This is a genomic window from Acinetobacter colistiniresistens (assembly GCF_024582815.1).
Taxonomy (GTDB): domain Bacteria; phylum Pseudomonadota; class Gammaproteobacteria; order Pseudomonadales; family Moraxellaceae; genus Acinetobacter.
The window spans coordinates 777,783-802,981 of record NZ_CP102099.1; the positions used below are offsets into that span (position 1 = coordinate 777,783).

Below are 25,199 nucleotides of genomic sequence, written 5' to 3' on the forward strand. Positions count from 1 at the left end.
ATTTATAAAAAAGCAGTACAGAAATGACTTTCCAATATCAACGTTTAGCAGAACAGCTGGCGCGTAAAATTTACCAGCATGAGTTACAGCCCCAACAAAAGTTAAGTTCTTTAAGGGAATTTGCACGTCAGCAAAGCATTAGTTTGAGTACTGCCCAGCAATGCTATGAACTGCTAGAAGCCAAGGGACTGATCTATGTAAAAGCCAAATCAGGCTATTTCGTTAATTCGAGACAATATCAAAGTGCTGTTCCTGATAGCCCGCAGTTTGAATCCAAAGCTCGACAGGTTTCAAATTTAGATTTGCAAAACCAAATTCAAACCGCATCGATTCAAAACAATTTAACGCCTTTGGGGGCAATTCAATTGTCTCCTCATTTGATTCCTGTGGATGGTCTACGTCGTTCTCTGCAACGTGCCTTGAAACACTGCCAACCTGAGGATTTTTTATATTGTAATAAACAGGGACATCAACATCTGCGCCAAGCGTTGTCCGATCATTGGCGTGAAGATGGGATTTATGTGGCGACAGAAGATATTTTTATTAGCAATGGCTGTATGCCCGCTTTATCGCTGTTGATTCAACAGATCAGTCAAGAAGGCGACAGTATTTTGCTTCCAACTCCGACCTTTAATGGTCAGTTGCAAATGTTGGCCAGCCTGAAGCGCAACATTATCGAAATTCCTGCCGATCATCGTGGTATTGATCTGGAACGTTTAGAGTTTTTTATGCAGCAGGGCAGTGCCAAGCTGTGTTTGCTTACCGCCAATTTCCAGAATCCATTGGGCTACTGTCTCAGCAATGAACAGAAACAGCAGATCGCGCGACTGGCACAGAAATATCAATGCTTTATTTTGGAGGATGATATTTATGGCGAATGTAGCTTCCAAAAAGAACGGCCTTTGCCAGTGCGTTATTGGGATCAGGAAGGCTATGTCATCTGGTGTGGCTCGGTGTCTAAATCCTTATCCACCGCCTATCGAGTAGGATGGTTTTGTTTAGGGCGACAGTTACAGCATTTACGTCCGCAGCTTTTGGCCAATAATGTCGGTGTGAATACACCACTACAGTTGGGCTTGGCAGATTTTATTTACAGTCGTGGTTATCGGGAGCATCTGGATCGCTTAAGACCCAAGTTGATGCAGCAGGTGGAACAGTATCGAGCCTATATTCTAGAGTGCTTTCACGGTATTCCGATTGCGCTGAGCCAATCACAAGGTGGCTATGCCTTATGGATGCAACTACCAGAAAGTATTACGGGTTTGGAGCTCTATTATATGGCGCAAGCACAGGGGATCAATATTGTACCTGGCGAGGTGTTTGGCGAAGACCGTCGTTATCAGCATTTTATTCGATTAAATGCAGGGCATGCATTAACGGCAGAAATCCGTCATGCCATTCAAAAGTTAGCGCAGTGGACACAAGCCAGTTTGAGTTCATTAGAGCGTTAAGGTCCAATCCACCATCAGAATGAAAAGAGGGATAAAACAATGCAACCTACAATTGCTGAGAAAAGAAAATATTTCGTGACCTGCATCAGACAGGCTGTTTTGTGTTGCCCAATCCATGGGATGCAGGCAGTGCCAGAATGTTGCAGCAACTTGGTTATCACGCCTTGGCAACAAGCAGTGCAGGTTATGCTTGGTCGTGTGGCAAGACCGATGGGCAGTTGTCACGCGCAGAGGTACTGGCTCATCTGCGCACTCTGGTTCAATCAACCGACCTGCCGGTAAATGCAGATTTTGAAAGTGGTTTTGCCGAGACCATTGAGGGCGTGTTTGAAAGCGTCAGTATGGCAATCGCAACGGGTGTTGCGGGTATTTCGATTGAAGACTCGACCGGCAATATGGAACAACCCTTACGAGAGCTTGAAGATGCGGTTGCGCGGATAGCTGCCGCACGTCAAGCGATTGATGCAAGTGGTGAAGATGTGATGCTGATCGGACGTGCTGAAAACTTCTTTGTTGGTGTTCCTGATCTAGAGGATACCCTTACGCGACTGAAAGCCTATGCTGCTGCGGGTGCAGATTGTCTTTATGCACCTGGTATCAAAACAGCTGAGCAAATTGTTGCGGTGGTACAAGCTGTGGCCCCCAAGCCCGTCAATGTTCTGATCGCTTGGGACAGTGAACTGAGTGTGCAAACACTGGCATCCTTAGGCGTTCGCCGAATCAGTGTCGGGAGTGCATTGGCGCGGACGGCATGGAACAGTTTTATTCAGGCAGCCAGCTCGATTGCTGAAACCGGCCGTTTTAACTGTTTTGCAGAGAATATCTCTGGGGCGGAACTGAATAAAAGATTGGGCTAATAGCCGCCAAGCGATTGGCGCATTGACGGACCATAATGAAATCAGCTGAATTAATCGAAATCGGCTTTGAGCACGATACGATAACGGGCTTGCCCTGAATGCAGTCGTTCAATGGCTGCATTCAGTTGTGACATTGGGAACAACTCAATTTGTGGTGCAATGTTTTTTCGCGCCGCAAACTGTAACAACTGGCGTAGTGCCAAAGGAGAACCTGTGGGTGAGGAGGTGACTGATTTGGCACCGCCCATGATTGCACCCACGGAAACTGGGATCGGTTCTAAAGTCACGCCAAGGAAATGAAGACGACCTTTGGGTGCAAGGGTATTCAGATAGGCTTGCCAGTTCAAGGTCACATTGACAGTGCTAAGTAATAAATCAAATTTGCCGCGTTGTGCCTTGATGGCTTGTGCATCGCGACTATTCACCACATGGTCAGCGCCCATGGCTTTGAGTTCTTCAGTTTTGTCAGGGCTTGAACTAAAGGCGGTAATTTCACAGCCCCATGCTTTCAGCAATTTAATCGCAATATGACCGAGACCACCAATACCGATCACGCCGACATGATGCGTGGCTTGAATTTTATGTTTGAGTAAAGGATCAAAGACTGTAATACCACCACACAGCAGTGGACCTGCACTTTCAGGATCTAAGTCCTCAGGCAGGGGAATGACCCACTGCCAGCCCGCACGGACTTTATCAGCGAAACCACCAGCATGACCCACAATGGTCGAGATCTTTCCGCCCGTACAGAGCACCTGATTGCCACCGATACACGGATCGCAAGCTTGGCAGGTTTCTGCGGTCCAGCCAATACCGACGCGTTGACCAAGCTTAAGCCCCTTGGCTTCCGACCCTAGTGCAATAATGGTACCAATGATCTCATGACCTGCAACAGCAGGGTAAACCGAGGATTGCCATTCATTATTGATGATGGAAAGGTCAGAATGACACAGTCCGCAATATTCGACTTTGACTTCAACCTGATGGGCTGCTAACTCACCCGCATCAAATTGGTAGGGCACCAGTGGCTGACCTGCTTGCATTGCAGCATAAGCTCGTACTTGATTTTGACTCATGACAACTCCCATTCAAGGAAAATCGATGAAGATTGGTTATTTAAACTGACAACTATTTTCATGGTCATTGACCATGCCGACCGCTTGCATAAAGGCATAGCATGTGGTGGGACCTACAAATTTAAAGCCACGTTTTTTTAAGGTTTTGGATAGTTTCTGGCTGATCTCGGTCTGGGCGGGCGCATCACGATAATGAACGACATCATTATTTGATGTTTGATGATCGACAAAACTCCATAGCCAAGCAGGCACATCTTCAACGTCATCCTTAAGTTCTAGCCAGGCAATCGCATTATCCCGAATGGCTTTGAGTTTACCGAAATGACGGATTAAACCGGCATCGCTGAGTTTGAGTTCGAGTTGATCATCACTGAGCGCTGCGACTTCGGCAATCGGATGTTGAAAGAAATGTTTACGGTAGTGTTCACGTTTTTTTAACACCGTGATCCATGATAAACCCGCTTGTTGTCCTTCCAGACAGAGCATTTCGAATAGATGTGCTTCCTCATGTTGTGGCTTGCCCCATTCTTGATCATGGTAAGCCATATAGAGAGGATCATCGGAGCACCAGCCACAGCGTTGAGTTGTCATATTTGATGCTCCTTGTTGTTATTAGAACAGAATGAATTAGAGTTTGAATATCACCCATTCATTTGGGCGAGTATCCCAATAATACAATTCTGCATCGCTTAAATCAGCAAATTTAAGCCAAAAGTCTTTACCTGATTTATCGGCAAAGCCGGTACTGATGAGTAAGGCATCTTCAGTAATTTCCATGATCCAACCCTGATAGCTGGCGCCATTCAGGATGATTTTTTGCTGATTTCCAGACTCTGCAAATTCAACCAGACGTTTAATCAATGCTTCTGACATTGTGTGTTCCTAACGTAAATATGGGTATGGGTTGACTGCGCCACGGCCCTTGCCATTCAAATAAATTCCGTAGTGTAAATGCGGAGCGGTATAGCGGGCATTTCCAGTATTGCCCACATAGCCGATCAGATCACCTTTGCGCACATAATCTCCTACATTGAGACCACGTTTGTGTCCATCCAGATGCGCATAATAGTGCCAAGAGCCTGCTGGCCCCATGATCCAGATGACTTTGCCACCTAAATTATTATTACGTAAATCAGCAACTAAGCCCTCGGTTGCACTATACACTTTCGTGCCTCGCTCTGCCATGATATCAATGCCTTCATGACTACGACCCTGACTACGTGCGGCACCCCAAGTATCACTTAATTGGTTTCGACTCACCCCTTTGACTGGCACGGGTAAACGGCTGTCTAAACGCATCGTTTTAAGTTTATTCACCTGAGCATCGGGTAATGGGGTAGGTTTCTTTGGCGCAGTTGCACATGCTGATAGTAGAATCATCAACATACCTAGAACCGTATAGGAAATCGAATGACGCACACAAACTCCTTGCGTTTTGAGCTACAGCATTAACAGGACTCAGCCTTTTGTTTTGCTGTAATCAATTTTTTCATGGCTGTGGGAATGCCTTTGGCAATCGCGGTTTCTGGGCTCAGCCATATGCCATTTAATTCGATACTGAGTTGTTCTTTTTGATCGTGTTCCACGTGGAACAGCTGTTCGTATAACAACCAAGTAAAGTGAGTAAAGCTATGGCTAATCTGCAAAGATGATACTTGAGCTTGGAGTTTAAAGTGCTGTTCGATCTGTTGTAATTCGGTTGCTTGCTCAATAATGGGTAGGCAATACAGCCCACCCCAAAGTCCATGTGCTTCACGTTGCTGCCACAACCATTCATCACCTGACTGAATCAGGAGGACATTCGCCGTTTTCACGGGAACAGGTTTCTTGGCTTTTTTAAATGGCAGTTCATTTTCTAAGCCTTGTTGATAGGCCTGACAGTGTTGCTGCATGGGACAGTATAAACACAGTGGTTTTTTCGGGGTACACACGGTTGCCCCTAAATCCATAATCGCTTGGGTATAATCATGATTGCGCTCTTTTGGGCAGAGATCTTCCGCAATTTGCCAGAGTGCCCGTTCATGTTGGGGCTTGGATAGATCATCCTCGATGGCAAAAAAACGAGCCAATACACGTTTCACGTTACCATCCATAATCACGCCATACTGACGTAAGCCCAGTGACATGAGCGCCCCAGCCGTGGAACGTCCAATGCCCGGTAATTCGATCCATTGCTCTAGCGTTTCAGGGAAGTGACCTTGTTGGCTAACAATGCCTGCTGCTTTGTGCAGATTGCGTGCACGGGCGTAGTAACCGAGACCTGCCCAATAGGGCGCGACATCATCCCAACTGGCTTGACCTAAGGTTTCGACGCTTGGGAAGCGTTCAATAAAACGATCAAAATATTGTAGTACGGTTTTGACTTGCGTCTGTTGCAGCATGATTTCTGAGACCCATACTTTGTAGGGATCATCGGCCACTTGCCACGGGAGGTCGTGACGACCATGTTGGTCGAACCAGGTAAGCAGTGCATCAGAAAATGAGAAATCAGGCATGAATCAGAACAGTAAAAAGCAGAGGCGTAGTATAGCCGAAATAGGTTTTTTTAGGCGTTAAAATTCTATTGGAACATCAACGAGATGTAGGGCGTCAAAGACAAAGTGTGAAATTCGCTGAGAACTTGGCAAGACTCCGTTAAGTTTGCACTGCCCAATTTTTTGAAAGTTTATATATTTACGTGCAGGCAATGTCTTACTTTTGACAGGGCAAAAGTAACAAAACCTCTTTGTTCGGCTGACTGCATATTCTGCGCAATTTCAAAGCAAGGCTTTGAAAGCAGCGCAAGGCAACCAAACAGGCAACATCCATGTCGCCTCTACTCCAGCAAACGTTTACGAGCGTCTAAATTTGGGATTTGCCTAAGCAGATGTAATCAAGAGCTTAATGGATGTAATTATTTAATTTAGACGTTTGTTTAGATGCCGTTGGATAACCTTTCACATCACTTTAAATGTTTATCTAACAGTTCATACATCGCTTCAAGACTTTGACGCTCTGCTTCGGCGTTATAGCCTAAGTCAACATTATTGGCCTTGGCGCGTTCATCTGCGAGTGGATTGCTAAAACCATGTTTGGCATCTTCAAAAATAATGACTTCATGATCTACGGCTGCATCATGCATTTCCTGACGGAAGCTCGCGACATTGTCCAAGGTGACCATGCTGTCGAGTTCACCATGCAGCACTAAAATCTCGGCTTTGACTTTGCCTTTCTCAGCAGGCGCTTTCGGACTTAATATCGCATGGAAGGTGGCAACGGCTTTGATATCTGCGCCTGAACGCGCCAAATCGAGTACTACTTTACCGCCGTAGCAGAAACCAACCGCTGCCAATTTGTCGGGATTCACTTCTGCTTGAGCCGCTAAAGCATTTAAACCTGCTTGAGCACGGTCAACAATGGTATCAGCATGCTCAAAAGTCTGGTTCATCCATTCAGAGGCTTGTGGAACATTGGTTGTAACTTTCTTATCACCATACATATCAATGGCCAAAGCGGCAAAGCCATGTTCTGCAAGTTCACGGGCACGTTGTTCGGTATATTCATTACGGCCCCACCATTCCGGTGCAACAATGACACCTGCAACAGGCATATCAATTGCAGGTGCAGCGAAATAACCAATCAGGTGTTGACCATCTGGCGCGGTATATTCAATTTCACGTGTATTAATCGGGAAGCTCATTCTATAATCCTGATCTGTATTTTTAAAAATGTATTGATTAAAGCATAAAAAAGAAAAATTGATGACATCATCACCACAAAAATGCGGCTGTCATTGAGAGGGTTGAGACATAAAAAAAGAAGAATACCAAGATTCTTCTTTTTCTTGTTCAATGCTATTTAGCCTTTAGACTTTGCCTCTGGATAAGAAACCGACGATTGCTAAAATCACGGCAACCACCAGTAAAATAACGGCAAAATCTTTAGATAAACCTGCCACGCCACCAAAGCCCAATAAGCTGGCAATGAGTGCGATTACAGCAAAAATAATGGCCCAGCGAAACATGATGTGTCCTCCTATTTTTTCGTTATTTTTTTACTATAACGCGTGTTTTTTGCACAAAATGTGGTGTTTATGTGGTTTAAATGTTCAATTCTTAAAGAGATGTTCAAGCAATTAAAACAGATTCGGTCAAGCAGATCCTCGATGAGTGCTATAATCAAAAAGTCATTTAAGATTGAAACAGCTGGTATGTCCATCGAACTACGCCCTAATTTCTGGAAACACTATCCCCTTGATCAGCTGAGTAATGCTGAATGGGAAGCATTGTGCGATGGCTGTGGTCTATGTTGTTTGGTCAAGCTTGAGGATGAAGAAACGGCAGAGGTGGCTTATACCAAAGTATCTTGCAAGTTACTCGACTGTAAAACGGCGCGTTGCTCGGATTATGCCAATCGCCAGCAACAGGTTCCTGATTGTATCCAGTTGACCCCAGCGCGTCTTGCAACCATCTCATGGTTACCGCCGAGTTGTGCTTATCGCCGTTTAAGCGAAGGTAAGAATCTACCTTCATGGCATTATCTCAATACGGGCTCGCGTCAAAGTGTGATTAAGGCCAAAAAATCTGCAGCTGGGCGTTGTATTTCAGAAACGGATGTTGATGAGGAGCAGATTGAAGACTACATCGTCCGCTGGATCCGTTGATTTTTGCAGGCAATGGATAAGTCGTGCTGATCATAGACACAACACTTTTACAGTATTTTTATTGATTAAACTCCCTAAGATAAATTTTATAAAGAGGGAGATAAGCAATGAATAAACTGTTAATGACACCTTTGCTCTGTAGTAGCTTTTTATTTTTGTTGGCCTGTGGTCCAAACCATACCAATTCAAAACCGCCTGAAAATAATACCGCTCAGCAAAGCTCACCCCAGACACTCAAGCAGACCTATCAACTTGAATCCGTCACAGGCTTGAATGAGCCTTGGGCAATTGCAGTTTTGCCCGATCAGCGTTTACTCATTACAGAGCGCAAGGGACAATTAAAACTCTTTGATCCAAAAACCAAAACCAGTCTGAATGTTTCAGGTGTACCTAAGGTTAGCTACGGTGGCCAGGGGGGCTTGGGGGATGTGGTCCTGCATCCTGATTTTCGCAACAATCATCGGCTTTATCTGAGTTATGCCACACAAGGACAAGGCGGGTATGGGGCGATGATCTCAACTGCAAAATTGGACTTATCCAATCCTCAACAACCGAAACTTACGGATTTAAAAGCAATCTGGCAACAAGTACCGAAGGTTTCTGGTCAGGGACATTATGGACATCGCATGTTATTTGGTGCTGATGGCAAACTGTGGGTCAGTTCGGGCGAGCGGCAAAAATTTGATCCCGCCCAAGATTTAAAAAGTAATTTGGGCAAAATTCTACGTTTAAATGAGGATGGAACAGCTGCTGAGGGTAATCCTTTTGCTGCGCAAGGTGGAGTCACTGCGGAAATCTGGTCATTGGGTCATCGTAATCCGCTCGGTATGGCATTTGATGAACAAGGACAGCTGTGGGTGGTTGAAATGGGTCCCAAAGGTGGTGACGAGCTGAATCTGATTCTGAAAGGGGCCAATTATGGCTATCCAAAAGTTTCGAATGGTGATCATTATTCGGGTTTACCGATTCCTGATCATCATACCCGTCCTGAGTTTAAAGCCCCTGAAATTGATTGGACGCCAGTGATTTCACCTTCCAGTTTGATCATTTATTCAGGTCAGCAGTTGCCTTTATGGCAACATAAGGCACTCATTGGAGGCCTCTCCTCCAAGGCAATTGTGGTTGTCGATCTAAAATCTCGACCTGTGCAAGAGGTACAACGACTTGAGATGCAACAGCGTATTCGAGGATTACAGCAGGCACAGGATGGTTCGATCTGGGTAATTGAGGATGGCCCTGAAGCCAGACTACTCAAGTTGAGTGCAAAATAAAAGTGAATGGATAGTGAATGGAAAATGATGAAATTGAATAATATCTCTAGGACTTCGAAACAGCTGTTATTCATGACGGGCTTGGTGTGTGCTAGCCCAATGTTATGGGCGCAACCGTTAAATGAGCCGCAGGTAAAAGCCATCGTGGATCAGCAATTTAAGCCACTGCTCGCACAATACAATATTCCGGGGATGGCGGTTGCTGTGACTCTGAATGGACAACATTATTTTATCAATTATGGGGTGGCTTCTAAACAAAGCCAGCAAGCTGTCAGCAACGATACCTTATTTGAACTGGGTTCAGTGAGTAAGACCTTTAATGCAACCTTGGCAAGTTATGCCCAAGCACAAGGGCAGTTGTCCTTGTCTGATCACCCGGCCAAGTATTTTCCTGAACTAAAAAATACTGCCGTGGATCGTGCCACCCTGTTGAATCTTGGGACCTATACTGCAGGTGGTTTTCCATTGCAGTTTCCCGATCAGGTGGTTCAACAGCAGGATATGATTCAGTATTTCCAAAGCTGGAAACCAAAAACCAGCATAGGCGCTGCTCGCCAATATTCCAATCCAAGTATTGGTTTGATGGGCTATGTCACGGCGCGGGCAATGAAAAAACCCTATGCAGAGCTGCTTGAAAAAACACTGTTTCCGCAGCTCGGTTTGACCCAAAGTTTTATACAGGTGCCTGAACAACAGATGCCACAATATGCATGGGGATATAAAGCCGATCAAGCCCTACGTGTTTCACCGGGAATGTTGGATGCGGAAGCGTATGGTGTGAAAAGTAGCAGTGCCGATATGCTGAGATTTCTGGATGTACAAATCAATCCACAACACTTGAAACAGCCGTTACGCAAAGCGATTGAAAATACACATGTCGGTTATTTTAAAGTGGGTGCCATGACGCAAGGTTTGGGTTGGGAGCAGTATGCTTATCCTGTTAAGCTAGAGACGTTATTGCAGGGTAATTCAAGCAAAATGGCGTTAGAAAGCCATCCAGCAATTGCAATTAAACGGCCAAAGATTGCCCCAGCCGCCACCTATTTTAATAAAACAGGTTCAAGTAACGGTTTTGGCGCCTATGCTGCATTTATTCCAGAACAAAAAATTGGAATTGTGATGTTGGCCAATACCAACTTTCCGAATGAAGCACGGATTCAGGCCAGTTATACGGTTATACAACAGCTGCTTCAAGCCAATACTGCGCAATAGAATGTCGCAGCGATTGCAGATTCAAATTGTAGATTTGGGTCAGACACAATAGACTAGGGTAAAAGATCATAAAGCCAGTGATGATGTCAGATACGCATATTCCTTTACCTGAACGTTTACGTCCACGTGACTTGTCCGAAATTATCGGACAAGATCATTTGCTGGGTGAGCATGCTCCTTTACGCCAGATGATTGATCAGGGGCATTTGCCTTCAATCATCTTCTGGGGCCCACCAGGGGTAGGCAAGACCACGATTGCATTGTTATTGGCTCAAGCGGTGGATCGTCCTTTTATTAGCTTGTCTGCGTTGAATACAGGGGTAAAAGAGCTGCGAGAGGTGATTGCGGAGAGTGGTGATCTGTTAACCCCCGTGGTCTTTATTGATGAAATCCATCGCTTCAATAAATCGCAGCAAGATGCGTTGCTAAATGCGGTAGAGAAAGGCAAAATTACGTTGATTGGCGCAACCACCGAGAATCCATCCTTTGAAGTCAACAGCGCGCTGTTGTCGCGCTGTCAGGTTTATACCTTAAACAATTTGAGTGCTGAAGCAATTCAAACGCTACTGAATAAGGCGATTCAAAACGATAAGTTTTTAAAAGAGCGTTTTATTCAGATCGAAGAATACGATGCGTTGGTGCAATTCGCTGCGGGTGATGCACGTAAGGCACTTAATCTGATTGATCTGATTGCCAGTACTTTTGAGCCTGATGTCGAAAATATCGTGACCAATGCGATTGTGGTCAAAGTGGCGCAGCAAAATATTGCACGCTATGACAAATCGGGTGAGCAGCATTATGATCTGGTTTCGGCCTTTATCAAATCGATTCGCGGCAGTGATCCAGATGCAACGCTATACTGGATGGCACGCATGTTAAAAGGTGGTGAAGATCCGGTCTTTATTGCACGTCGGATGTTGATTGCCGCCTCAGAAGATATTGGCAATTCCAACCCGAATGCCTTATTGCTGGCGGGAGAGTGTTTCCGTTCAGTACAAGCTGTGGGGATGCCTGAGGCACGGATTATTTTGGGTCAATGTGCCGTATATCTGGCCACCAGTCCGAAAAGTAATAGCACCTACCTCGCGATTAATAAAGCGCTGGAGCTGGCTGAGAAAACGGCAAATCTGCCTGTGCCATTACACTTACGCAATGCCCCGACCAAGTTGATGAAGCAACAAGGCTATGGGGTCGATTATCTGTATCCGCATAACTATCCAGAGCATTTTGTTCTGCAAGAATATTTGCCACCTGAATTACGTGGTACCAAGTTGTATGAACGCGCCTTAAATAAACGTGAAGTTGAAGGTGAGCGTTTGCAACAACGACGCTGGCAGCAGGAACAGCAACAGCAGCAGTAAGGATTCAACTCGAATCCTTACGGGTCATTTACAACTATCCAAAGCAAGTTTTTGAGTGAAAGCGGAATTTTGCTTTGGTTTAAATGTCTATTTGTATAAAAATGAACGCAAAAAAAGCAACACTGATTGGACTGGTGGCCATCTTTTTATGGAGCTTGATCGTTGCCTTGATCAAGGATGTCAGCAGTCATTTTGGTGCAGTCGGTGGCGCGGCCTTAGTCTATACATTGGCTTCAATTTTTCTGTTGTGCTCAGTGGGTTGGACCCGCCTGAAAAGCTTTCCCAAAGCTTATTTAATTTGGGGCAGCATTTTATTTGTTGCTTATGAGCTTTGTCTGTCACTGTCGATTGGTTATAGCAGTAATAATCGGCAAGCTATTGAGGTGGGCATGGTCAATTATTTATGGCCCACCTTTACCATGGTCGCTGCGATTTTGTTTAACCAACAGAAAGCCAATTTTCTGATCATTCCTGGTTTTGCCATTTCTTTGCTGGGGATTGGCTGGGTGCTGGGAGGCGAGCAGGGCTTTGACTTGGCAGGCATGTTGCAAAACATACAGCAGAATCCGCTGAGCTATGGTCTTGCCTTTATTGGAACCTTGCTATGGGCGGCTTATTGTACGCTCACAGCGAGAATTGCAAAGGGTGTAAATGGCATCACTTTATTTTTTATGCTGGTTGCCATCGTACTTTGGATTAAATATCTGTTGATGGGGGGCGGAAGCTTTGATTTCGATTGGTCATCTTCGCTTTCTTTGTTGTTTGCTGCGGCTGCGATGGGTTTTGGCTATGCCGCATGGAATGTTGGGATTCTGCATGGCAATGTGACTTTGTTGGCTGGAGCTTCTTATTTTATTCCTGTTTTTTCAGCTCTTTGTTCAGCAATTTTACTGAGCACTCCATTGACGCTTTCATTCTGGTCAGGTGCCTTGATGGTCTGTTTAGGCTCTATTTTATGCTGGATTTCGACACGGACACAGCACTAAAGGCTAGGTGGCTTGATGCCGTATTTGAGATGCGTCGCTACAGTCACTGTATTTTTGTAAGTGCCCTCTAGACACTGCCGATAAAAGGTCGCATCATCATCCGCTTATCAAGGATGATTAAGTTTCACCATGACCACAAACAAAATTAATGCCGCGGAAAGTATCCGAGGCTTGGCATGTCTCGCCGTTGTGTTGTCACATATCTCACTGACTTTCTTCCCACAGCTGCATAATTTTGATGCCAGTAGGGTGCCGCAATATGAGTTTCTTGCGCAGCTCCATCATTCTCCTCTGGCATTCTTTTATTCGGGTACAGGGGCGGTTTTTGTTTTTTTTGTGCTAAGTGGATTTGTACTGAGTTTATCCAGTTTTAAGAAGCAAAATAGTGCAGCACAGTTGAAAACATCCTTAATTAAGCGCTATCCACGTTTGGCCATTCCGACCTTTGTGTCTTGTGTGATTGCCTATCTGGTGTGTTTTATCCCTGTCGATGTGTCTCATGTTTCAGAATGGGGCGCAGCGTTGGCCAATCCACATCCACAACTGAGTACAGCACTTTATGAAGGCAGTATCGGTGCATTCTTATTTGGGGATTCCAGCTATAACTGGGTGCTGTGGACCATGCAAATTGAGTTACTTGGGTCACTGGTCATTTATCTTGCCTGTTATTTTTATGGCAAGTTGCCTATTCTCTGTGGTCTGTTTTTGATCTTGAGTGTGATTACTGCTTATCTGATTTCACAAACGGTATTACTTGGCATCCTGAGTTTTATTTTGGGGATGGGACTGTTTCTGTATGCCGTAGAGCTGAGTACCGTCGTTTCGGTTGTGCTGTTTATATTGGGCTTATATTTGTGTGGTGCGCATAACAGTAGTGCCAGCTATCAGTTTTTCACCCGCTTTTTAGGTGAACAAACGTACGACTACCTCAACTTTGTCGGTGGTTTTTGTATTGTGTATGCGGTGCTTAAAGGTCAATGGCTCGCCCAATGTTTTGATCGAACCGTTTGGGTGTTTTTAGGTAAGATTTCATTTTCGATTTATCTGATCCACTTAGCGGTACTGTATGCTTTGGGCATTCCATTGTTTAATTTCTTCTACGTACAAGGCGGCTTGTCTTATCTCAATGCGGGATTACTGGCGAGTGTAGTGATTATGTTGCTGAGTATTCTTTTGGCACAACCCTATAGTCGTTATGTCGATGATGCCGCGATTAAAATCTCGAATAAGCTGGCAAAAATGTTTTAACTGCTAAGTTATGCCGTCGCTATCCGTTGGCTTGCGGCATATTGAAAAATTGAACAAACATTACAAAAATCATCAGACAAAGCTTTCTATTGTCGCCAGAATCAGTTTTAATCAAAAAAGACATAATAAAAATATGGGTTTTAATACATGAACCGTACTCATCTCAAACACTTTAGCCTATTCACTTCGATTTCGGTGGCGATGGCAGGCTGCGCAAGCACAGCAGTACCCGTCACAGCAACAGAACAGCTGTTTTATGGTGGTCCAATTCTCACTATGTCGGGCGATGCACCTGAATATGCAGAAGCCATCCTGGTCAAAGATGGAAAGATTCGTTTTGTCGGGTCTAAGCAGCAGGCAGTACGCTTGGCGGATCGAAAAGTTCAGTCGATTGATCTAAAAAATAAAACCTTATTACCGAGCTTTATTGATGCGCATAGTCATGTGAATATGGTCGGTTTCCATCAAATGGTCGCCAATCTCTACCCGATGCCTGATGGGCAGGTTTCAGATATCAATTCTCTGGTGAATGTATTGACGCAATGGAAAGCTCAGAATCCTGCTGTAATTAAAACCATGGGCGGCTGGATTCTGGGTAATGGTTATGATGATGCGCAACTGACTGAGCAACGCCATCCGACAGCAACCGATCTAGACCGGGTCTCCAAAGATCAGCCAGTGATGATTTTGCATCAATCGGGGCATTTGGCTTCGGTCAATCATAAGGCACTGGAATTACTGAAGATCGATCAACAGACCCCAAATCCAGCGGGTGGGGTGATTCGCCGTGAAGCAGGTTCAAATGTACCAAATGGTGTATTGGAAGAATCGGCGTTATTTAGCGCAATTGGCTCAATTTTTAAAGATGTTCCCCCTGCGGTGATGTTTCAGATTGCAGAAAAAGGCATTGCTGCTTATGTGAAAAATGGCTTCACCACAGTACAAGAGGGACGGGCTGATCAGGGCACCACGGAAATGTGGCATGCTTTGGCTCAGCAAAATCGGTTGCCGATTGATGTGGTGTCTTACCCTGATATCACCACCAGTCAAGACTATATGCTTAAGCAAGGCAGTAGCCACCAGTATGATCATCATTTTCGTATTGGCGGAATCAAAATTAGCTTAGATGGCTCACCTCAGGGGAAGACCGCTTGGCTGACACAGCCCTATTTAGTTCCACCTGAAGGTAAAGATAAGACTTATAGAGGCTATCCTGCGATCAGTAATGATCAACAGGTCAAGGATTATATCAATTTAGCCTTTAAGCAAGGCTGGCAAGTACTGGCCCATGCCAATGGTGACGCAGCCATTGATCAGTTTATTGGCGCGGTAAAAGATGCCACAGCAAAACAAGGCAAAGCAGATCGCCGCAGTGTACTAATCCATTCGCAAACCATTCGGGATGATCAGCTGGATCAGCTCAAAGCACTTGATATTATTCCGTCATTTTTCTCTTTACATACTTTTTATTGGGGGGATTGGCATCGCCAACAAACGCTTGGAGAGACCAGAGCTGCCCGTATTTCGCCAACGGCAACGGCATTCAACAAGCATCTGATCTTTACCGAGCACCATGATGCCCCGGTGGTACCACCGAGTAGCATGATGATGCTGGACGCCACGGTAAATCGAGTGACACGTACGGATTATGTACTGGGCGCAGATGAAAGAATTAGTCCTTATCTGGCATTAAAATCGATGACAGCTTGGGCGGCGTATCAATATTTTGAAGACCAGACCAAGGGCACATTAACTCAAGGCAAGTTGGCTGACTTGGTGATCTTGGATCAGAATCCGCTGACCGTACCGAGTCGTGAGATTAAAAACATTAAAGTGTGGGCCACCTATAAGGAAGGCAAGCTGATTTATCAGGATTCAAGCCATTAAAAGCATAAAAAAACCGAGCTAAAACGCTCGGTTTTTATTTCTACCAACGATAATTGATCTTGCCGTAATAGAACGCGCCATTAAAGCCAAAAGGCGAGAACTGGCTATACGGTAAGCTTCCCCCAGTCGGTTGGTTGATGTCATATACATCCTTATCAGGATAAACATCGGTAATATTGTCGCCACCCACGGTAAAGTTCCAGTTTTGATATTGGTAAGACAGGGCTAAGTCCAGTAACCATTTGGCTGAGAATTTTTGGTCTTTGGCTGCGCCTGAATTATTAAAGGTCTTAAAACTGCCGTAGCGGGTGAGATTGGTATTCACACTGAAATTTCCAAGCTTATAGTCATTCGCTAAACTGAATTTATGTTCAGGGGTACTCGCGGCAAGTAGACCATATTGCTCTCGGCGGTCCAATCGGGTCAGATTGATTCCCAATGCATCTAAGATCGCAGGATTGCCATCTACATGAGTGACTTTATTTTTATTGTAGTTATAAGCCAAAGAGCTATTCAGTTCCCCATAAGGCAAGTCCGTCCACTTATAGGTCGCGACTAAATCAACACCGCGGGTGCGGGTATCGCTGGCATTGTTGAAATAACGGATGGTGCTGAAGTTGGTGTTGCTGATGCCATTTGAATTCAGATATTGACGTACTGTATTGCTACTGGCATTGATATTGGAAGACAGGCTAATGCGGTGATCAATGTCGATTTGATACGCATCCAGGGTCACATACAACTGATCTGTCGGCGTCAGTACCAGACCCACACTATAGTTTTTTGATTTTTCTGGTTTCAGCTGTTCGGCACCGAGTAATTGTGCCACTTGTGAGGTGGTTGGAAAAGTGCCAGCTTCAACCAACTGACCATTGACCAGTTGAGAGGAGGTCTGAGCAAAATATTGTTGCGCTAAGCTTGGTGCACGAAAACCTGAAGAGGCACTGCCACGGACTGCAAGCGTAGGATGAATGGCATAGCGTAAAGACAGGGATGCATTATCGGTGTGACCAAAATCATTGTAATATTCATGGCGATAGGCTGTAGATGCAGACAATTTTTCAGTTAAATTGGCTTCTAAATCCAGATAAGCCGCATAACTGTCGCGTGACCATTCTCCTGCATCAGCAGCACGAAAACCGGCTAAACCAGAAGAGCCACTTTTATAATAAGAAGCAGGATCACCTGCTTGAATCTGATATTTCTGATTCAGATATTGCGTTCCAAAGGCAACATTCAGTGGGCTGGCGAGTGCTGCGAGATTAAACGCTCGAGAAAGATCAAAATTCACTACGGTTTGAGCATTTTTCAGCGTACCATTTTGGAAGCCAAAAGGGGTGGCAGCGGTGTCTTTATAGAGATCGACATTAATCGTTTTGGTATCGACATCATAACGATTTAAGCCATAATTGACCGAGGCATCATAATGCCATGCTGACCAATCACCTTTGATCCCTGCCACCGCGCCAAAATCATCCAGTTGTCCTTGTATGATTGGCAGATAGCCATTTGGATAGAGGGCAGGAATATTATTGGAGGCATTGCTTAAACGATAGAATCCCGCAGTCTCGGCATTACGGTGGCTATAGGTGGCAAAGGAATACAGTTCCGTGTTATCACTGAGATCGTAGCCCAGATTGATGGCTGCTTTGACTTCATCGGAATCTGGATCACCAAAGCGGAAAGTGCGTTGCCCATAGGTGCTTGATTTCGGATCACGCAAGTCAGGTCCTGCACGGTTGGTGGCTTGGCTATCCTGCCATTCTCCTGAAAAAATCGCATAGCCATAATGATTCAGTTGGGTGCCACCTGACACAAAAGATTGTTTTTGCTCACCATCGCCCTTGTTATAAATGCCGTATTTAATCCCTGCTTCGCCATGTTTTGGATTGGATTTCAAAATAATATTAATCACGCCTGCAATCGCATCAGAACCATAGCGAGCCGATGCACCTTCACGCAACACTTCGACACGGCTAATCGCCGAGATGGGAATGGCATTTAAATCAGTGGGCGCAGAACCTCGGCCAATGGTCCCGCCGAGATTGATAAAAGCCCCTGTATGGCGACGTTTACCATTGACCAAAACCAGTACCTGATCAGGTGCGAGTCCTTTCAGTTGTGCAGGCCGAACCAGTTCAGTGCCATCGACGACGGTAGGGCGGGGAAAATTAATTGAAGGGATAATCCGTGATAAGGCTGTGCCCAGTTCGTTGGAACCGGTGCGTTCAGTTAGCTCTTTGGCACTAATCACATCAATCGGCTGTAATGATTCGGTTTGTGAGCGATTGTTGGCACGGGTTCCTGTCACCACAATCGTCGCGAGTGTTTTGACCTGTTCGGGTTCGATAGGATTGTTTTCTGCTGCATGTAGATTGCTATACAGGGCCAGTAGAATCAGACTCGTACTGAGACGAAAGGGAAAGGTTTTGGTCTGGGGAGTATTCATGTTGATGTTCTAACTCAAGTTCTGTAAACATTTGTGAACATGGTAGGAGCATCAAAATATTTTCAAAAACAATATAAAAACATAAGATTAGAACAAAATTTGCAAAGCTGAAAATGATGTTTTTAAGTAAATTATTTATAGAATATTGATATTTAAAATGAAGTTGTTTTTTGAAACGAAAATAAAAAACCAGCCCGAGCGGACTGGTTTTTCAGAAGCAGTAACGGCCTAATCTAACTTAGATATCGTCTAAGTTAATGCCTAAACGGGCAGCGACTTCTTCATAAGCTTCAACCACACCACCTAAACCTTGGCGGAAACGATCTTTATCAAGTTTCTTCTTGGTGTCTTTATCCCATAAACGGCAACCGTCTGGAGAGAACTCATCACCCAACACGATACGGTCATGGAACACGCCAAATTCAAGTTTGAAATCAACCAGAATCATATTACCTGCATCGAATAATGCTTTGAGTACATTATTCACTTGGTAAGTGAGTTCTTTCATTTTTTCAAGTTGTTCAGCGGTTGCCCAACCCAAAGCAATCGCTTGAGATTCGTTTACCATTGGATCGCCAAGCGCGTCATCTTTAAAGAACAATTCAAAGGTTGGAGGCGTTAATTCTTTACCTTCTTCAACGCCTAAACGACGGCACAGTGAACCTGCTGCGTAGTTACGAATTACGCATTCAACCGGGATCATGTGCAACTTTTTCACCAATACTTCAGTTGGAGAAAGCAGTTTTTCAAAATGCGTTTCGATACCGGCTGCAGCCAATTTGTCCATGATGAAGGCGTTAAAACGGTTGTTGACCTTGCCCTTACGATCGAGTTGCTCAATTTTTTCGCCATTGAATGCTGAAGCATCATCACGAAAGACCAAAATCAGGTGATCAGCGCTATCTGTCTCGTATACAGATTTAGCTTTACCAGTATAGAGCAAGGTTTGTTTTAACATGGAGGAACCTTTTGAAAAAAAATGCCTAGTAAACGACTAGGCTGGCCAATTTTGGTAAATCTGGGTTAACACTTCAGTCGCAACCGCTGGGTCTGCGAACGTGGTGTCAGGTTTGAACAGGGCAATAGTATTGTTTGAGCCTACCGCAGACAGCTTTAACACGTAGTTCTGATCATTCACCTTAATCGTTGCTTCATAGCCATGATCTGCTTGCGAGATGACTTTATAGTTGAGGCTGCTCACGGTAGCAAAGGCATATTGCCACGCAGTCGCCGTTGGGCCTTCCACCTTCAATAATGGATTTTTATTGCCATCCATCACCAGTTGTGGACGCCCTAAGCGGGTTACTGTCGCTTCAGTGCTATTGCTTGTGGTTTGCATTGACTCTGGACGAGGTAATGCATAACGGTTGCCAGTTTTATTCTCAAATGTTGGCGCATGTTGAATCGCAAGTGGGTCAACCGTTGGTGCTGGATACAATGGCGTGAATGGTCTTACCGTTGCATTCTCAGGGAATTTGAGAGGTTCAAGCGCTTGCGCTTTTTTATAATCTAAAGAATGATTATTGAGGGCAAAACGACCACAACCAGCCAAACTTAAAGCTGAAATGACAAGGACAACACCAAGACGTAATTGCATCATAAATTGCTCGTATTAAATAATGCCCGCAGTTTTTAAATCTGTGCGGAGCGGTTCACGATATTGTTCTGCGAGAGCGGTTAAAGGCAGGCGTAAACCTGTACTAATGTATCCCATCTCATGCAACGCCCATTTCACAGGAATTGGGTTTGATTCGCAAAACAAAATATTGTGTAGATTTGCAATTTGTTGATTCAAATGCTGTGCTTTGGCTTGATCGCCAGCCAAGGCGGCTTCACAAACTTCGCTCATTTGTTTTGGTGCAACATTGGCCGTAACCGAGATGTTTCCTTTCGCACCCAGTAAAATCAGTTCCCAAGCAGTTTCATCATCGCCTGAGTACACTGCAATTTTACCTTTTAAACCTTCGATGAGCGCTTGACCACGAGGTACATCACCTGTTGCATCTTTAATCCCAACAATGTTTTTAACATCAGCAAGACGAATCACGGTTTCATTTTGCATGTCAACGCCGGTACGGCCTGGAACATTATAAAGAATTTGTGGAATATCAACGGCTTCAGCAATCGCTTTATAGTGTTGATATAAGCCTTCTTGTGTGGGTTTATTATAATATGGTGTAACGAGCAATGCGGCATCGGCACCGAGTTCTTTGGCTGCTTTGGTGAGTTCGATTGCTTCGTGAGTCGAGTTTGCACCTGTACCCGCGATAATTGGAATGCGTTTATTGGCTACACGAATCACTTCTTTGATGACTTGTGTGTGTTCTTCCATGTTTAACGTAGAGGCTTCGCCCGTTGTGCCAACAGCAACAATACTATGTGTACCTTGTTGGATGTGCCACTCAACGAGCTTCTCAAGGCTCTTCCAATCTACGCGACCATCTTCAAACATAGGGGTGACGAGTGCGACAATTGAACCTTGAATATTCTGTGCTAGCTGAGTCATTTTAAAAAACTATCCTATTTTCCCATCCGAGATTGAATTAGTTGAAACGAAATATTGGATGGTTGCAGTATTTTGATTCGCCGTTCAATAATGAATTCGATTGAATGACAATTATGCAAATTATGACTGATCAGCGGCATAAGAACAATATGCTTTAGTCAAACAGCTGAAAACTTTCCTTCATCTTTAAGCTGAATGATTTTCATCTTAAGAAAAGTTTATATCGGGTTGGCTAGCCAGATGAGATGAGGCAAGGTATTGTACTCGGGAGTAATCTAGATTGAATAATGAGATGCAAACTGATTCAAAACACAGCGCCTTAATTGTGGTCGATGTGCAAAATGGATTTACCCCAGGTGGAAACTTGGCAGTCACGGATGCGGATCAGATTATCCCTGTGATTAACCAACTGGCACAACAGTTTGATACGGTAATCCTGACGCAGGACTGGCATCCTGATCAGCATGTCTCCTTTGCTGATAATCATCTAGATAAACGAGCTTTTGAGACCATCGAGTTGCCTTACGGGACTCAGGTCTTGTGGCCAAAGCATTGTGTACAGGGCACACAGGATGCTGAATTTCATCCCAAGCTGGATATTCCCACCGCACAGCTGATTATCCGTAAAGGCTTCCATGTGGAGATTGATAGCTACTCTGCCTTTATGGAAGCGGACCGCAAAACTCCGACGGGTCTCCAGGGCTATTTAAAAGAACATCAAATCGATACGGTCTACCTTGTCGGGATTGCCACTGATTTTTGTGTCGCATGGACGGCACTGGATGCTGCACAGATGGGATTCACAACCTATGTGATTGAAGATGCCTGTAAAGCGATTGATTTGAATGGTTCACTGCAACAGGCGTGGCAACAGATGTTAGAGCAAGGGGTTCAGCGGATTCAATCGACTGTAATTTTGGCATAAGCTTGAGCTATCTGATCTAAAGGCGCTAAACTTCGAAAGCGGGTGCATCTGCATCTGTTAAATTATGCCTTAAACCTGAATTGAGCGTTTTATGACTGTTGAACTTGATGATTTTGATCAAAAAATTATCCATCATTTACAGATGAATGGACGCTTGGCCAATCAGGAACTCGCTGAATTGGTCGGGTTATCGACCTCTCAATGTTCACGCCGCCGTGTGCAGCTTGAGCAGAAGAAGATTATCACGGGTTATTATGCACAAATCGCATTGAGTGCTGATCCGGCACCGATTATGGGGATTATTGAGGTAAAATTGCAAAATTATAGTGATGCAACCCATGATCGCTTTGTTGAATTTTTAATGCATGAGCCAACAGTCAAAGATATTCATAAACTGACAGGCAGCTACGATTTTGCATTGAAAGTTGCAGTTAAAAATCTCGATGAAATGGTCAAGCTGATCGGGATTTTATCCTCCAAGAACTTTGGTGTCAGTAATCTCAATACTTCGATTGTGCTGGAAAAGTTGAAAGAAAACGGGATTGCAATTAAATAAAAAACGGATCTCGTTGTCACATTATCTACTACCAAGCCAAAGCAACACAGGTCAAAGCATATAGATTATTCGAAATGGATTATTTTGAATATAAATTGCATTTATGCCAAAAATATAAGAATAAATTGCGAAATTTAAATAAAAATGATCAAATATGGCATGTCTTTGCTTGAAGACGTCTCTCCCTTCTGCTGTTCTGTTTTTGAGTTATGCCTTATGAATACCGAGCAAAATGTATCTCTGGTAAGTCCAGTCGTGTCTGTCATCGACCAACATTCCAAGATTGAAGATGCATTGGCCATGTTGACAGGGACATTTATCCTTTCTTTTGCCATGATCTTATTAAAACAAGCTGGCATTATGAGTGGAGGAACGGCTGGTCTATCTTTGTTACTCCATTACGTTACAGACATCAAATTTGGTACGCTATTTTTCCTAATCAATATTCCATTCTATTATTTTGCCTATAAAAAGATGGGGATAGCACTGGTGGTGAAAACCTTTATTGCCGTGACATTGCTAGCGGGATTTAGTGAGCTTATTCCGCAGTTTTTCCATCTTTCAGATGTCAATCCAATTTATGCCACAATTTTTGCCAATGTATTGATGGGGGTGAGCTTTCTGATTTTATTTAGACATCGTTCAAGTTTAGGGGGCATTAATTTGCTGGCCTTGTATTTACAGGAACGTTTTAATATTCCAGCAGGTAAAGTTCAGTTGGGGCTGGATATGGCAATCTTGTTCACGTCATTATTATTTGTGGACTGGAAATTGATTTTGATTTCGATTTTGGGTGTGATCATTTTGAATTCGATTATTCTACTGAACCATAAAACCACGCGCTATGTGGCATAAAACCATTGTGTTGTTATTCTAATAAATAAAAAGATAGAAGAAGGGCAAACCCTTCTTCTATCTCAAGGTTTATTCTACGGTCACACTCTTGGCAAGGTTTCGAGGCTGATCCACATCTGTTCCACGTAATACAGCAACATGATAAGAAAGCAACTGCACAGGAATACTGTAGACAATAGGTGCTAACCATTCATTAACTGCTGGGACATGTACGACATGTTGGCGATCTTTGCCGTGAATGCCGCTGTTTTCATCTGCAAAGATAAATAACTCACCACCACGTGCTTGTACTTCTTCCATGTTGGATTTAAGTTTATCCAGCATATCGTCATGAGGTGCCAAGATCACCACAGGCATGTCATTGTCGACTAATGCCAATGGGCCATGTTTGAGCTCACCTGCGGCATAGCCTTCAGCATGAATGTACGAAATTTCTTTTAGTTTCAATGCACCTTCAAGTGCAATCGGGAAATTCGTACCACGACCCAAGAACAAGCAATGATTTTTTTCAACAAATAATGCAGACAGGCGAAGAATTTCAGTATCACCTTGTAAGGTATCTAAAATAATTTTCGGGCAGTGCCATAACGCAGTTGCAATTTCTGTAAGCTTGTCCGCAGACAAACGTTGTTTCACTTGACCCACTTTTAGTACCAATAACATCAATGCGGCAAGTTGGGTAGTAAAGGCTTTGGTTGATGCCACGCCAATTTCCGGCCCTGCCAGTGTCAGCAAGTGATGATTTGTTTCACGAACCATAGATGAAGTTGCAACGTTGCAAATCGTCATGGTGCTGATATCAAGGTTGTTGGCTTTCGCACGTTTTTGTGTTTCACGTAATGCCGCTAAAGTATCCGCGGTTTCACCTGATTGTGAAATACAGATATATAGGGTATTGGCGACGATTACTGGATTGCGGTAGCGGAACTCGCTTGCAATTTCAACTTGGCAAGGCACGCCAATCAATGCTTCAAACCAGTATTTGGCAATCATTCCAGCATGGTAGCTGGTTCCGCAGGCTATGATTTGCACTTGTTGAATTTTTGCAAAATCAGCATTGGCATGACTGAGAAAATCATCACGTAAGCTATTGCCGTTGAGCGCTTGGGAAATTGTTTGCTGAATGGCTTCAGGCTGCTCATAAATTTCTTTGAGCATAAAGTGCTTATATTCACCTTTAGAGGCATTGCTCACCGTTGCATCCAATTCTTTCACTGGACGTTCAACAGCTTCACCATTGACAAAAACTTCAATGCTAGTACGAGTTAAGCGTGCAATATCGCCTTCTTCCAAGTACACAAAGCGATTGGTCACTGGCAATAAGGCCAATTGGTCTGAACTGATAAAGTTTTCACCTATCCCTACGCCAATGACGAGTGGCGAACCTTCACGAACGGTAATCAGCTCATCAGGATGGGCCGTATGAATAATACCAAGCGCATAAGCCCCTCTAAGGCGAGGGGTGATGTTTTGCACCGCTTCGAGTAGGCTATCGGTTTGCTGCAATGCATGATGAACAAGATGTGCAACCACTTCGGTATCGGTTTGCGATGTAAATACATAGCCCAGTGCTTGTAATTCATCTTTCAGTTCTTGGTAGTTTTCAATGATCCCGTTATGAACCACGGCGACATTGCCAGAAACATGCGGATGCGCATTATTTTCGGTTGGTTTACCATGTGTCGCCCAACGGGTATGTGCAATACCGACATTTCCCGTTAAATTTTGTTCTGATACCGCTTCAGCCAAATTAGCGACTTTGCCAACACGACGTTCACGTAAAATATTCTGATTATTCAGTAAGGCTAATCCTGCAGAGTCATAGCCACGATATTCGAGGCGTTTTAGGCCTTCAATGAGAATATCGGTTACACAACGTTCAGCAACGCCACCAACAATACCACACATAATTTTATC

Annotated in this window: 24 protein-coding genes; 12 read left to right on the top strand and 12 right to left on the bottom strand. The window is 44.3% G+C overall.

Going from position 1 to position 25,199, the window contains the following annotated elements:
• Positions 1-23: 23 nt before the first annotated feature.
• Positions 24-1,451 (top strand): aminotransferase-like domain-containing protein, encoded by a 1,428-nt coding sequence (locus NQU59_RS03665; protein ID WP_257065075.1) that lies wholly within the window; start codon positions 24-26, stop codon positions 1,449-1,451.
• 101 nt (positions 1,452-1,552) lie between these two features.
• Positions 1,553-2,308 carry an isocitrate lyase/PEP mutase family protein gene (locus NQU59_RS03670; protein WP_257065077.1) on the top strand — a complete coding sequence of 252 codons (756 nt, stop codon included), beginning with the start codon at positions 1,553-1,555 and terminating at the stop codon, positions 2,306-2,308.
• A 50-nt stretch (positions 2,309-2,358) separates the two neighbouring features.
• On the opposite strand, the gene ahr is transcribed toward NQU59_RS03670, so the two are convergent.
• The 7 genes from ahr to NQU59_RS03705 all read right to left on the bottom strand — a co-directional run bounded on the left by ahr (position 2,359) and on the right by NQU59_RS03705 (position 7,387).
• Positions 2,359-3,384: an NADPH-dependent aldehyde reductase Ahr gene (gene ahr / locus NQU59_RS03675; protein WP_257065079.1), complete on the bottom strand. Its 1,026-nt coding sequence runs from the start codon at positions 3,382-3,384 to the stop codon at positions 2,359-2,361.
• Positions 3,385-3,420: 36 nt separating this feature from the next.
• A complete protein-coding gene (locus NQU59_RS03680) occupies positions 3,421-3,975 on the bottom strand; it encodes a DNA-3-methyladenine glycosylase I (protein WP_257065081.1) in 555 nt (184 codons plus the stop codon).
• Between the two features lie 36 nt (positions 3,976-4,011).
• A complete protein-coding gene (locus NQU59_RS03685) occupies positions 4,012-4,257 on the bottom strand; it encodes a hypothetical protein (protein ID WP_005238008.1) in 246 nt (81 codons plus the stop codon).
• Positions 4,258-4,266: 9 nt separating this feature from the next.
• Entirely contained in the window at positions 4,267-4,770 is a 504-nt protein-coding gene (locus NQU59_RS03690; RefSeq protein ID WP_373462998.1) for a M23 family metallopeptidase, read from the bottom strand.
• A 62-nt stretch (positions 4,771-4,832) separates the two neighbouring features.
• Positions 4,833-5,879 carry an A/G-specific adenine glycosylase gene (gene mutY, locus NQU59_RS03695; RefSeq protein WP_005238010.1) on the bottom strand — a complete coding sequence of 349 codons (1,047 nt, stop codon included), beginning with the start codon at positions 5,877-5,879 and terminating at the stop codon, positions 4,833-4,835.
• Positions 5,880-6,325: 446 nt separating this feature from the next.
• Positions 6,326-7,063 (bottom strand): dienelactone hydrolase family protein, encoded by a 738-nt coding sequence (locus tag NQU59_RS03700; RefSeq protein ID WP_257065087.1) that lies wholly within the window; start codon positions 7,061-7,063, stop codon positions 6,326-6,328.
• Between the two features lie 165 nt (positions 7,064-7,228).
• Positions 7,229-7,387 (bottom strand): DUF1328 domain-containing protein, encoded by a 159-nt coding sequence (locus tag NQU59_RS03705; protein WP_004656956.1) that lies wholly within the window; start codon positions 7,385-7,387, stop codon positions 7,229-7,231.
• Between the two features lie 186 nt (positions 7,388-7,573).
• On the opposite strand from NQU59_RS03705, the gene NQU59_RS03710 reads away from it, so the two are divergent.
• The 7 genes from NQU59_RS03710 to NQU59_RS03740 all read left to right on the top strand — a co-directional run bounded on the left by NQU59_RS03710 (position 7,574) and on the right by NQU59_RS03740 (position 15,991).
• Positions 7,574-8,026 carry a YcgN family cysteine cluster protein gene (locus tag NQU59_RS03710; RefSeq protein ID WP_257066144.1) on the top strand — a complete coding sequence of 151 codons (453 nt, stop codon included), beginning with the start codon at positions 7,574-7,576 and terminating at the stop codon, positions 8,024-8,026.
• A 107-nt stretch (positions 8,027-8,133) separates the two neighbouring features.
• Positions 8,134-9,297 carry a PQQ-dependent sugar dehydrogenase gene (locus tag NQU59_RS03715; RefSeq protein WP_257065089.1) on the top strand — a complete coding sequence of 388 codons (1,164 nt, stop codon included), beginning with the start codon at positions 8,134-8,136 and terminating at the stop codon, positions 9,295-9,297.
• A 72-nt stretch (positions 9,298-9,369) separates the two neighbouring features.
• A complete protein-coding gene (gene ampC / locus NQU59_RS03720) occupies positions 9,370-10,509 on the top strand; it encodes a class C beta-lactamase (RefSeq protein WP_373462999.1) in 1,140 nt (379 codons plus the stop codon).
• 83 nt (positions 10,510-10,592) lie between these two features.
• Positions 10,593-11,870, top strand: coding sequence for a replication-associated recombination protein A (locus tag NQU59_RS03725; protein WP_005270145.1), 1,278 nt, complete (start codon positions 10,593-10,595; stop codon positions 11,868-11,870).
• 101 nt (positions 11,871-11,971) lie between these two features.
• On the top strand, positions 11,972-12,856 hold the full coding sequence (yddG, locus tag NQU59_RS03730) for an aromatic amino acid DMT transporter YddG (protein ID WP_257065091.1): 885 nt from the start codon (positions 11,972-11,974) through the stop codon (positions 12,854-12,856).
• A 129-nt stretch (positions 12,857-12,985) separates the two neighbouring features.
• Positions 12,986-14,104 carry an acyltransferase family protein gene (locus NQU59_RS03735; RefSeq protein WP_257065094.1) on the top strand — a complete coding sequence of 373 codons (1,119 nt, stop codon included), beginning with the start codon at positions 12,986-12,988 and terminating at the stop codon, positions 14,102-14,104.
• A 147-nt stretch (positions 14,105-14,251) separates the two neighbouring features.
• The gene (locus NQU59_RS03740) at positions 14,252-15,991 is read left to right on the top strand and encodes an amidohydrolase (RefSeq protein WP_257065096.1); all 1,740 of its coding nucleotides are present in this window, start codon (positions 14,252-14,254) and stop codon (positions 15,989-15,991) included.
• 40 nt (positions 15,992-16,031) lie between these two features.
• Here the strand turns inward: NQU59_RS03740 and NQU59_RS03745 are convergent, their stop codons facing one another.
• The 4 genes from NQU59_RS03745 to dapA all read right to left on the bottom strand — a co-directional run bounded on the left by NQU59_RS03745 (position 16,032) and on the right by dapA (position 20,946).
• Positions 16,032-18,440 (bottom strand): TonB-dependent receptor plug domain-containing protein, encoded by a 2,409-nt coding sequence (locus tag NQU59_RS03745; protein WP_257065098.1) that lies wholly within the window; start codon positions 18,438-18,440, stop codon positions 16,032-16,034.
• Between the two features lie 238 nt (positions 18,441-18,678).
• Positions 18,679-19,398 carry a phosphoribosylaminoimidazolesuccinocarboxamide synthase gene (gene purC / locus NQU59_RS03750; RefSeq protein ID WP_005238020.1) on the bottom strand — a complete coding sequence of 240 codons (720 nt, stop codon included), beginning with the start codon at positions 19,396-19,398 and terminating at the stop codon, positions 18,679-18,681.
• A 36-nt stretch (positions 19,399-19,434) separates the two neighbouring features.
• Complete coding sequence (locus tag NQU59_RS03755) at positions 19,435-20,037, bottom strand: lipoprotein-34 precursor (NlpB) (protein ID WP_257066146.1); 603 nt, start codon at positions 20,035-20,037, stop codon at positions 19,435-19,437.
• A 15-nt stretch (positions 20,038-20,052) separates the two neighbouring features.
• Positions 20,053-20,946, bottom strand: coding sequence for a 4-hydroxy-tetrahydrodipicolinate synthase (dapA, locus tag NQU59_RS03760; RefSeq protein WP_005238024.1), 894 nt, complete (start codon positions 20,944-20,946; stop codon positions 20,053-20,055).
• Between the two features lie 292 nt (positions 20,947-21,238).
• On the opposite strand from dapA, the gene pncA reads away from it, so the two are divergent.
• The 3 genes from pncA to NQU59_RS03775 all read left to right on the top strand — a co-directional run bounded on the left by pncA (position 21,239) and on the right by NQU59_RS03775 (position 23,282).
• Positions 21,239-21,871, top strand: coding sequence for a bifunctional nicotinamidase/pyrazinamidase (gene pncA / locus NQU59_RS03765; protein WP_005238025.1), 633 nt, complete (start codon positions 21,239-21,241; stop codon positions 21,869-21,871).
• A gap of 91 nt (positions 21,872-21,962) precedes the next feature.
• Complete coding sequence (locus NQU59_RS03770) at positions 21,963-22,427, top strand: Lrp/AsnC family transcriptional regulator (RefSeq protein WP_257065100.1); 465 nt, start codon at positions 21,963-21,965, stop codon at positions 22,425-22,427.
• A gap of 216 nt (positions 22,428-22,643) precedes the next feature.
• Positions 22,644-23,282 (top strand): YitT family protein, encoded by a 639-nt coding sequence (locus NQU59_RS03775; RefSeq protein WP_257065101.1) that lies wholly within the window; start codon positions 22,644-22,646, stop codon positions 23,280-23,282.
• A 69-nt stretch (positions 23,283-23,351) separates the two neighbouring features.
• On the opposite strand, the gene glmS is transcribed toward NQU59_RS03775, so the two are convergent.
• Positions 23,352-25,190 (bottom strand): glutamine--fructose-6-phosphate transaminase (isomerizing), encoded by a 1,839-nt coding sequence (gene glmS / locus NQU59_RS03780; protein ID WP_257065102.1) that lies wholly within the window; start codon positions 25,188-25,190, stop codon positions 23,352-23,354.
• Positions 25,191-25,199: the final 9 nt, after the last annotated feature.

Coding starts and splice junctions, on each gene's coding strand:
- NQU59_RS03665 (WP_257065075.1), top strand. CDS start 24: ATGACTTTCCAATATCAACGTTTAGCAGAACAGCTGGCGCGTAAAATT.
- ahr (WP_257065079.1), bottom strand. CDS start 3,384: ATGAGTCAAAATCAAGTACGAGCTTATGCTGCAATGCAAGCAGGTCAG.
- NQU59_RS03680 (WP_257065081.1), bottom strand. CDS start 3,975: ATGACAACTCAACGCTGTGGCTGGTGCTCCGATGATCCTCTCTATATG.
- NQU59_RS03685 (WP_005238008.1), bottom strand. CDS start 4,257: ATGTCAGAAGCATTGATTAAACGTCTGGTTGAATTTGCAGAGTCTGGA.
- NQU59_RS03690 (WP_373462998.1), bottom strand. CDS start 4,770: ATGTTGATGATTCTACTATCAGCATGTGCAACTGCGCCAAAGAAACCT.
- mutY (WP_005238010.1), bottom strand. CDS start 5,879: ATGCCTGATTTCTCATTTTCTGATGCACTGCTTACCTGGTTCGACCAA.
- NQU59_RS03700 (WP_257065087.1), bottom strand. CDS start 7,063: ATGAGCTTCCCGATTAATACACGTGAAATTGAATATACCGCGCCAGAT.
- NQU59_RS03705 (WP_004656956.1), bottom strand. CDS start 7,387: ATGTTTCGCTGGGCCATTATTTTTGCTGTAATCGCACTCATTGCCAGC.
- NQU59_RS03710 (WP_257066144.1), top strand. CDS start 7,574: ATGTCCATCGAACTACGCCCTAATTTCTGGAAACACTATCCCCTTGAT.
- NQU59_RS03715 (WP_257065089.1), top strand. CDS start 8,134: ATGAATAAACTGTTAATGACACCTTTGCTCTGTAGTAGCTTTTTATTT.
- ampC (WP_373462999.1), top strand. CDS start 9,370: ATGACGGGCTTGGTGTGTGCTAGCCCAATGTTATGGGCGCAACCGTTA.
- NQU59_RS03725 (WP_005270145.1), top strand. CDS start 10,593: ATGTCAGATACGCATATTCCTTTACCTGAACGTTTACGTCCACGTGAC.
- yddG (WP_257065091.1), top strand. CDS start 11,972: ATGAACGCAAAAAAAGCAACACTGATTGGACTGGTGGCCATCTTTTTA.
- NQU59_RS03735 (WP_257065094.1), top strand. CDS start 12,986: ATGACCACAAACAAAATTAATGCCGCGGAAAGTATCCGAGGCTTGGCA.
- NQU59_RS03740 (WP_257065096.1), top strand. CDS start 14,252: ATGAACCGTACTCATCTCAAACACTTTAGCCTATTCACTTCGATTTCG.
- NQU59_RS03745 (WP_257065098.1), bottom strand. CDS start 18,440: ATGAATACTCCCCAGACCAAAACCTTTCCCTTTCGTCTCAGTACGAGT.
- purC (WP_005238020.1), bottom strand. CDS start 19,398: ATGTTAAAACAAACCTTGCTCTATACTGGTAAAGCTAAATCTGTATAC.
- NQU59_RS03755 (WP_257066146.1), bottom strand. CDS start 20,037: ATGCAATTACGTCTTGGTGTTGTCCTTGTCATTTCAGCTTTAAGTTTG.
- dapA (WP_005238024.1), bottom strand. CDS start 20,946: ATGACTCAGCTAGCACAGAATATTCAAGGTTCAATTGTCGCACTCGTC.
- pncA (WP_005238025.1), top strand. CDS start 21,239: ATGCAAACTGATTCAAAACACAGCGCCTTAATTGTGGTCGATGTGCAA.
- NQU59_RS03770 (WP_257065100.1), top strand. CDS start 21,963: ATGACTGTTGAACTTGATGATTTTGATCAAAAAATTATCCATCATTTA.
- NQU59_RS03775 (WP_257065101.1), top strand. CDS start 22,644: ATGAATACCGAGCAAAATGTATCTCTGGTAAGTCCAGTCGTGTCTGTC.
- glmS (WP_257065102.1), bottom strand. CDS start 25,190: ATGTGTGGTATTGTTGGTGGCGTTGCTGAACGTTGTGTAACCGATATT.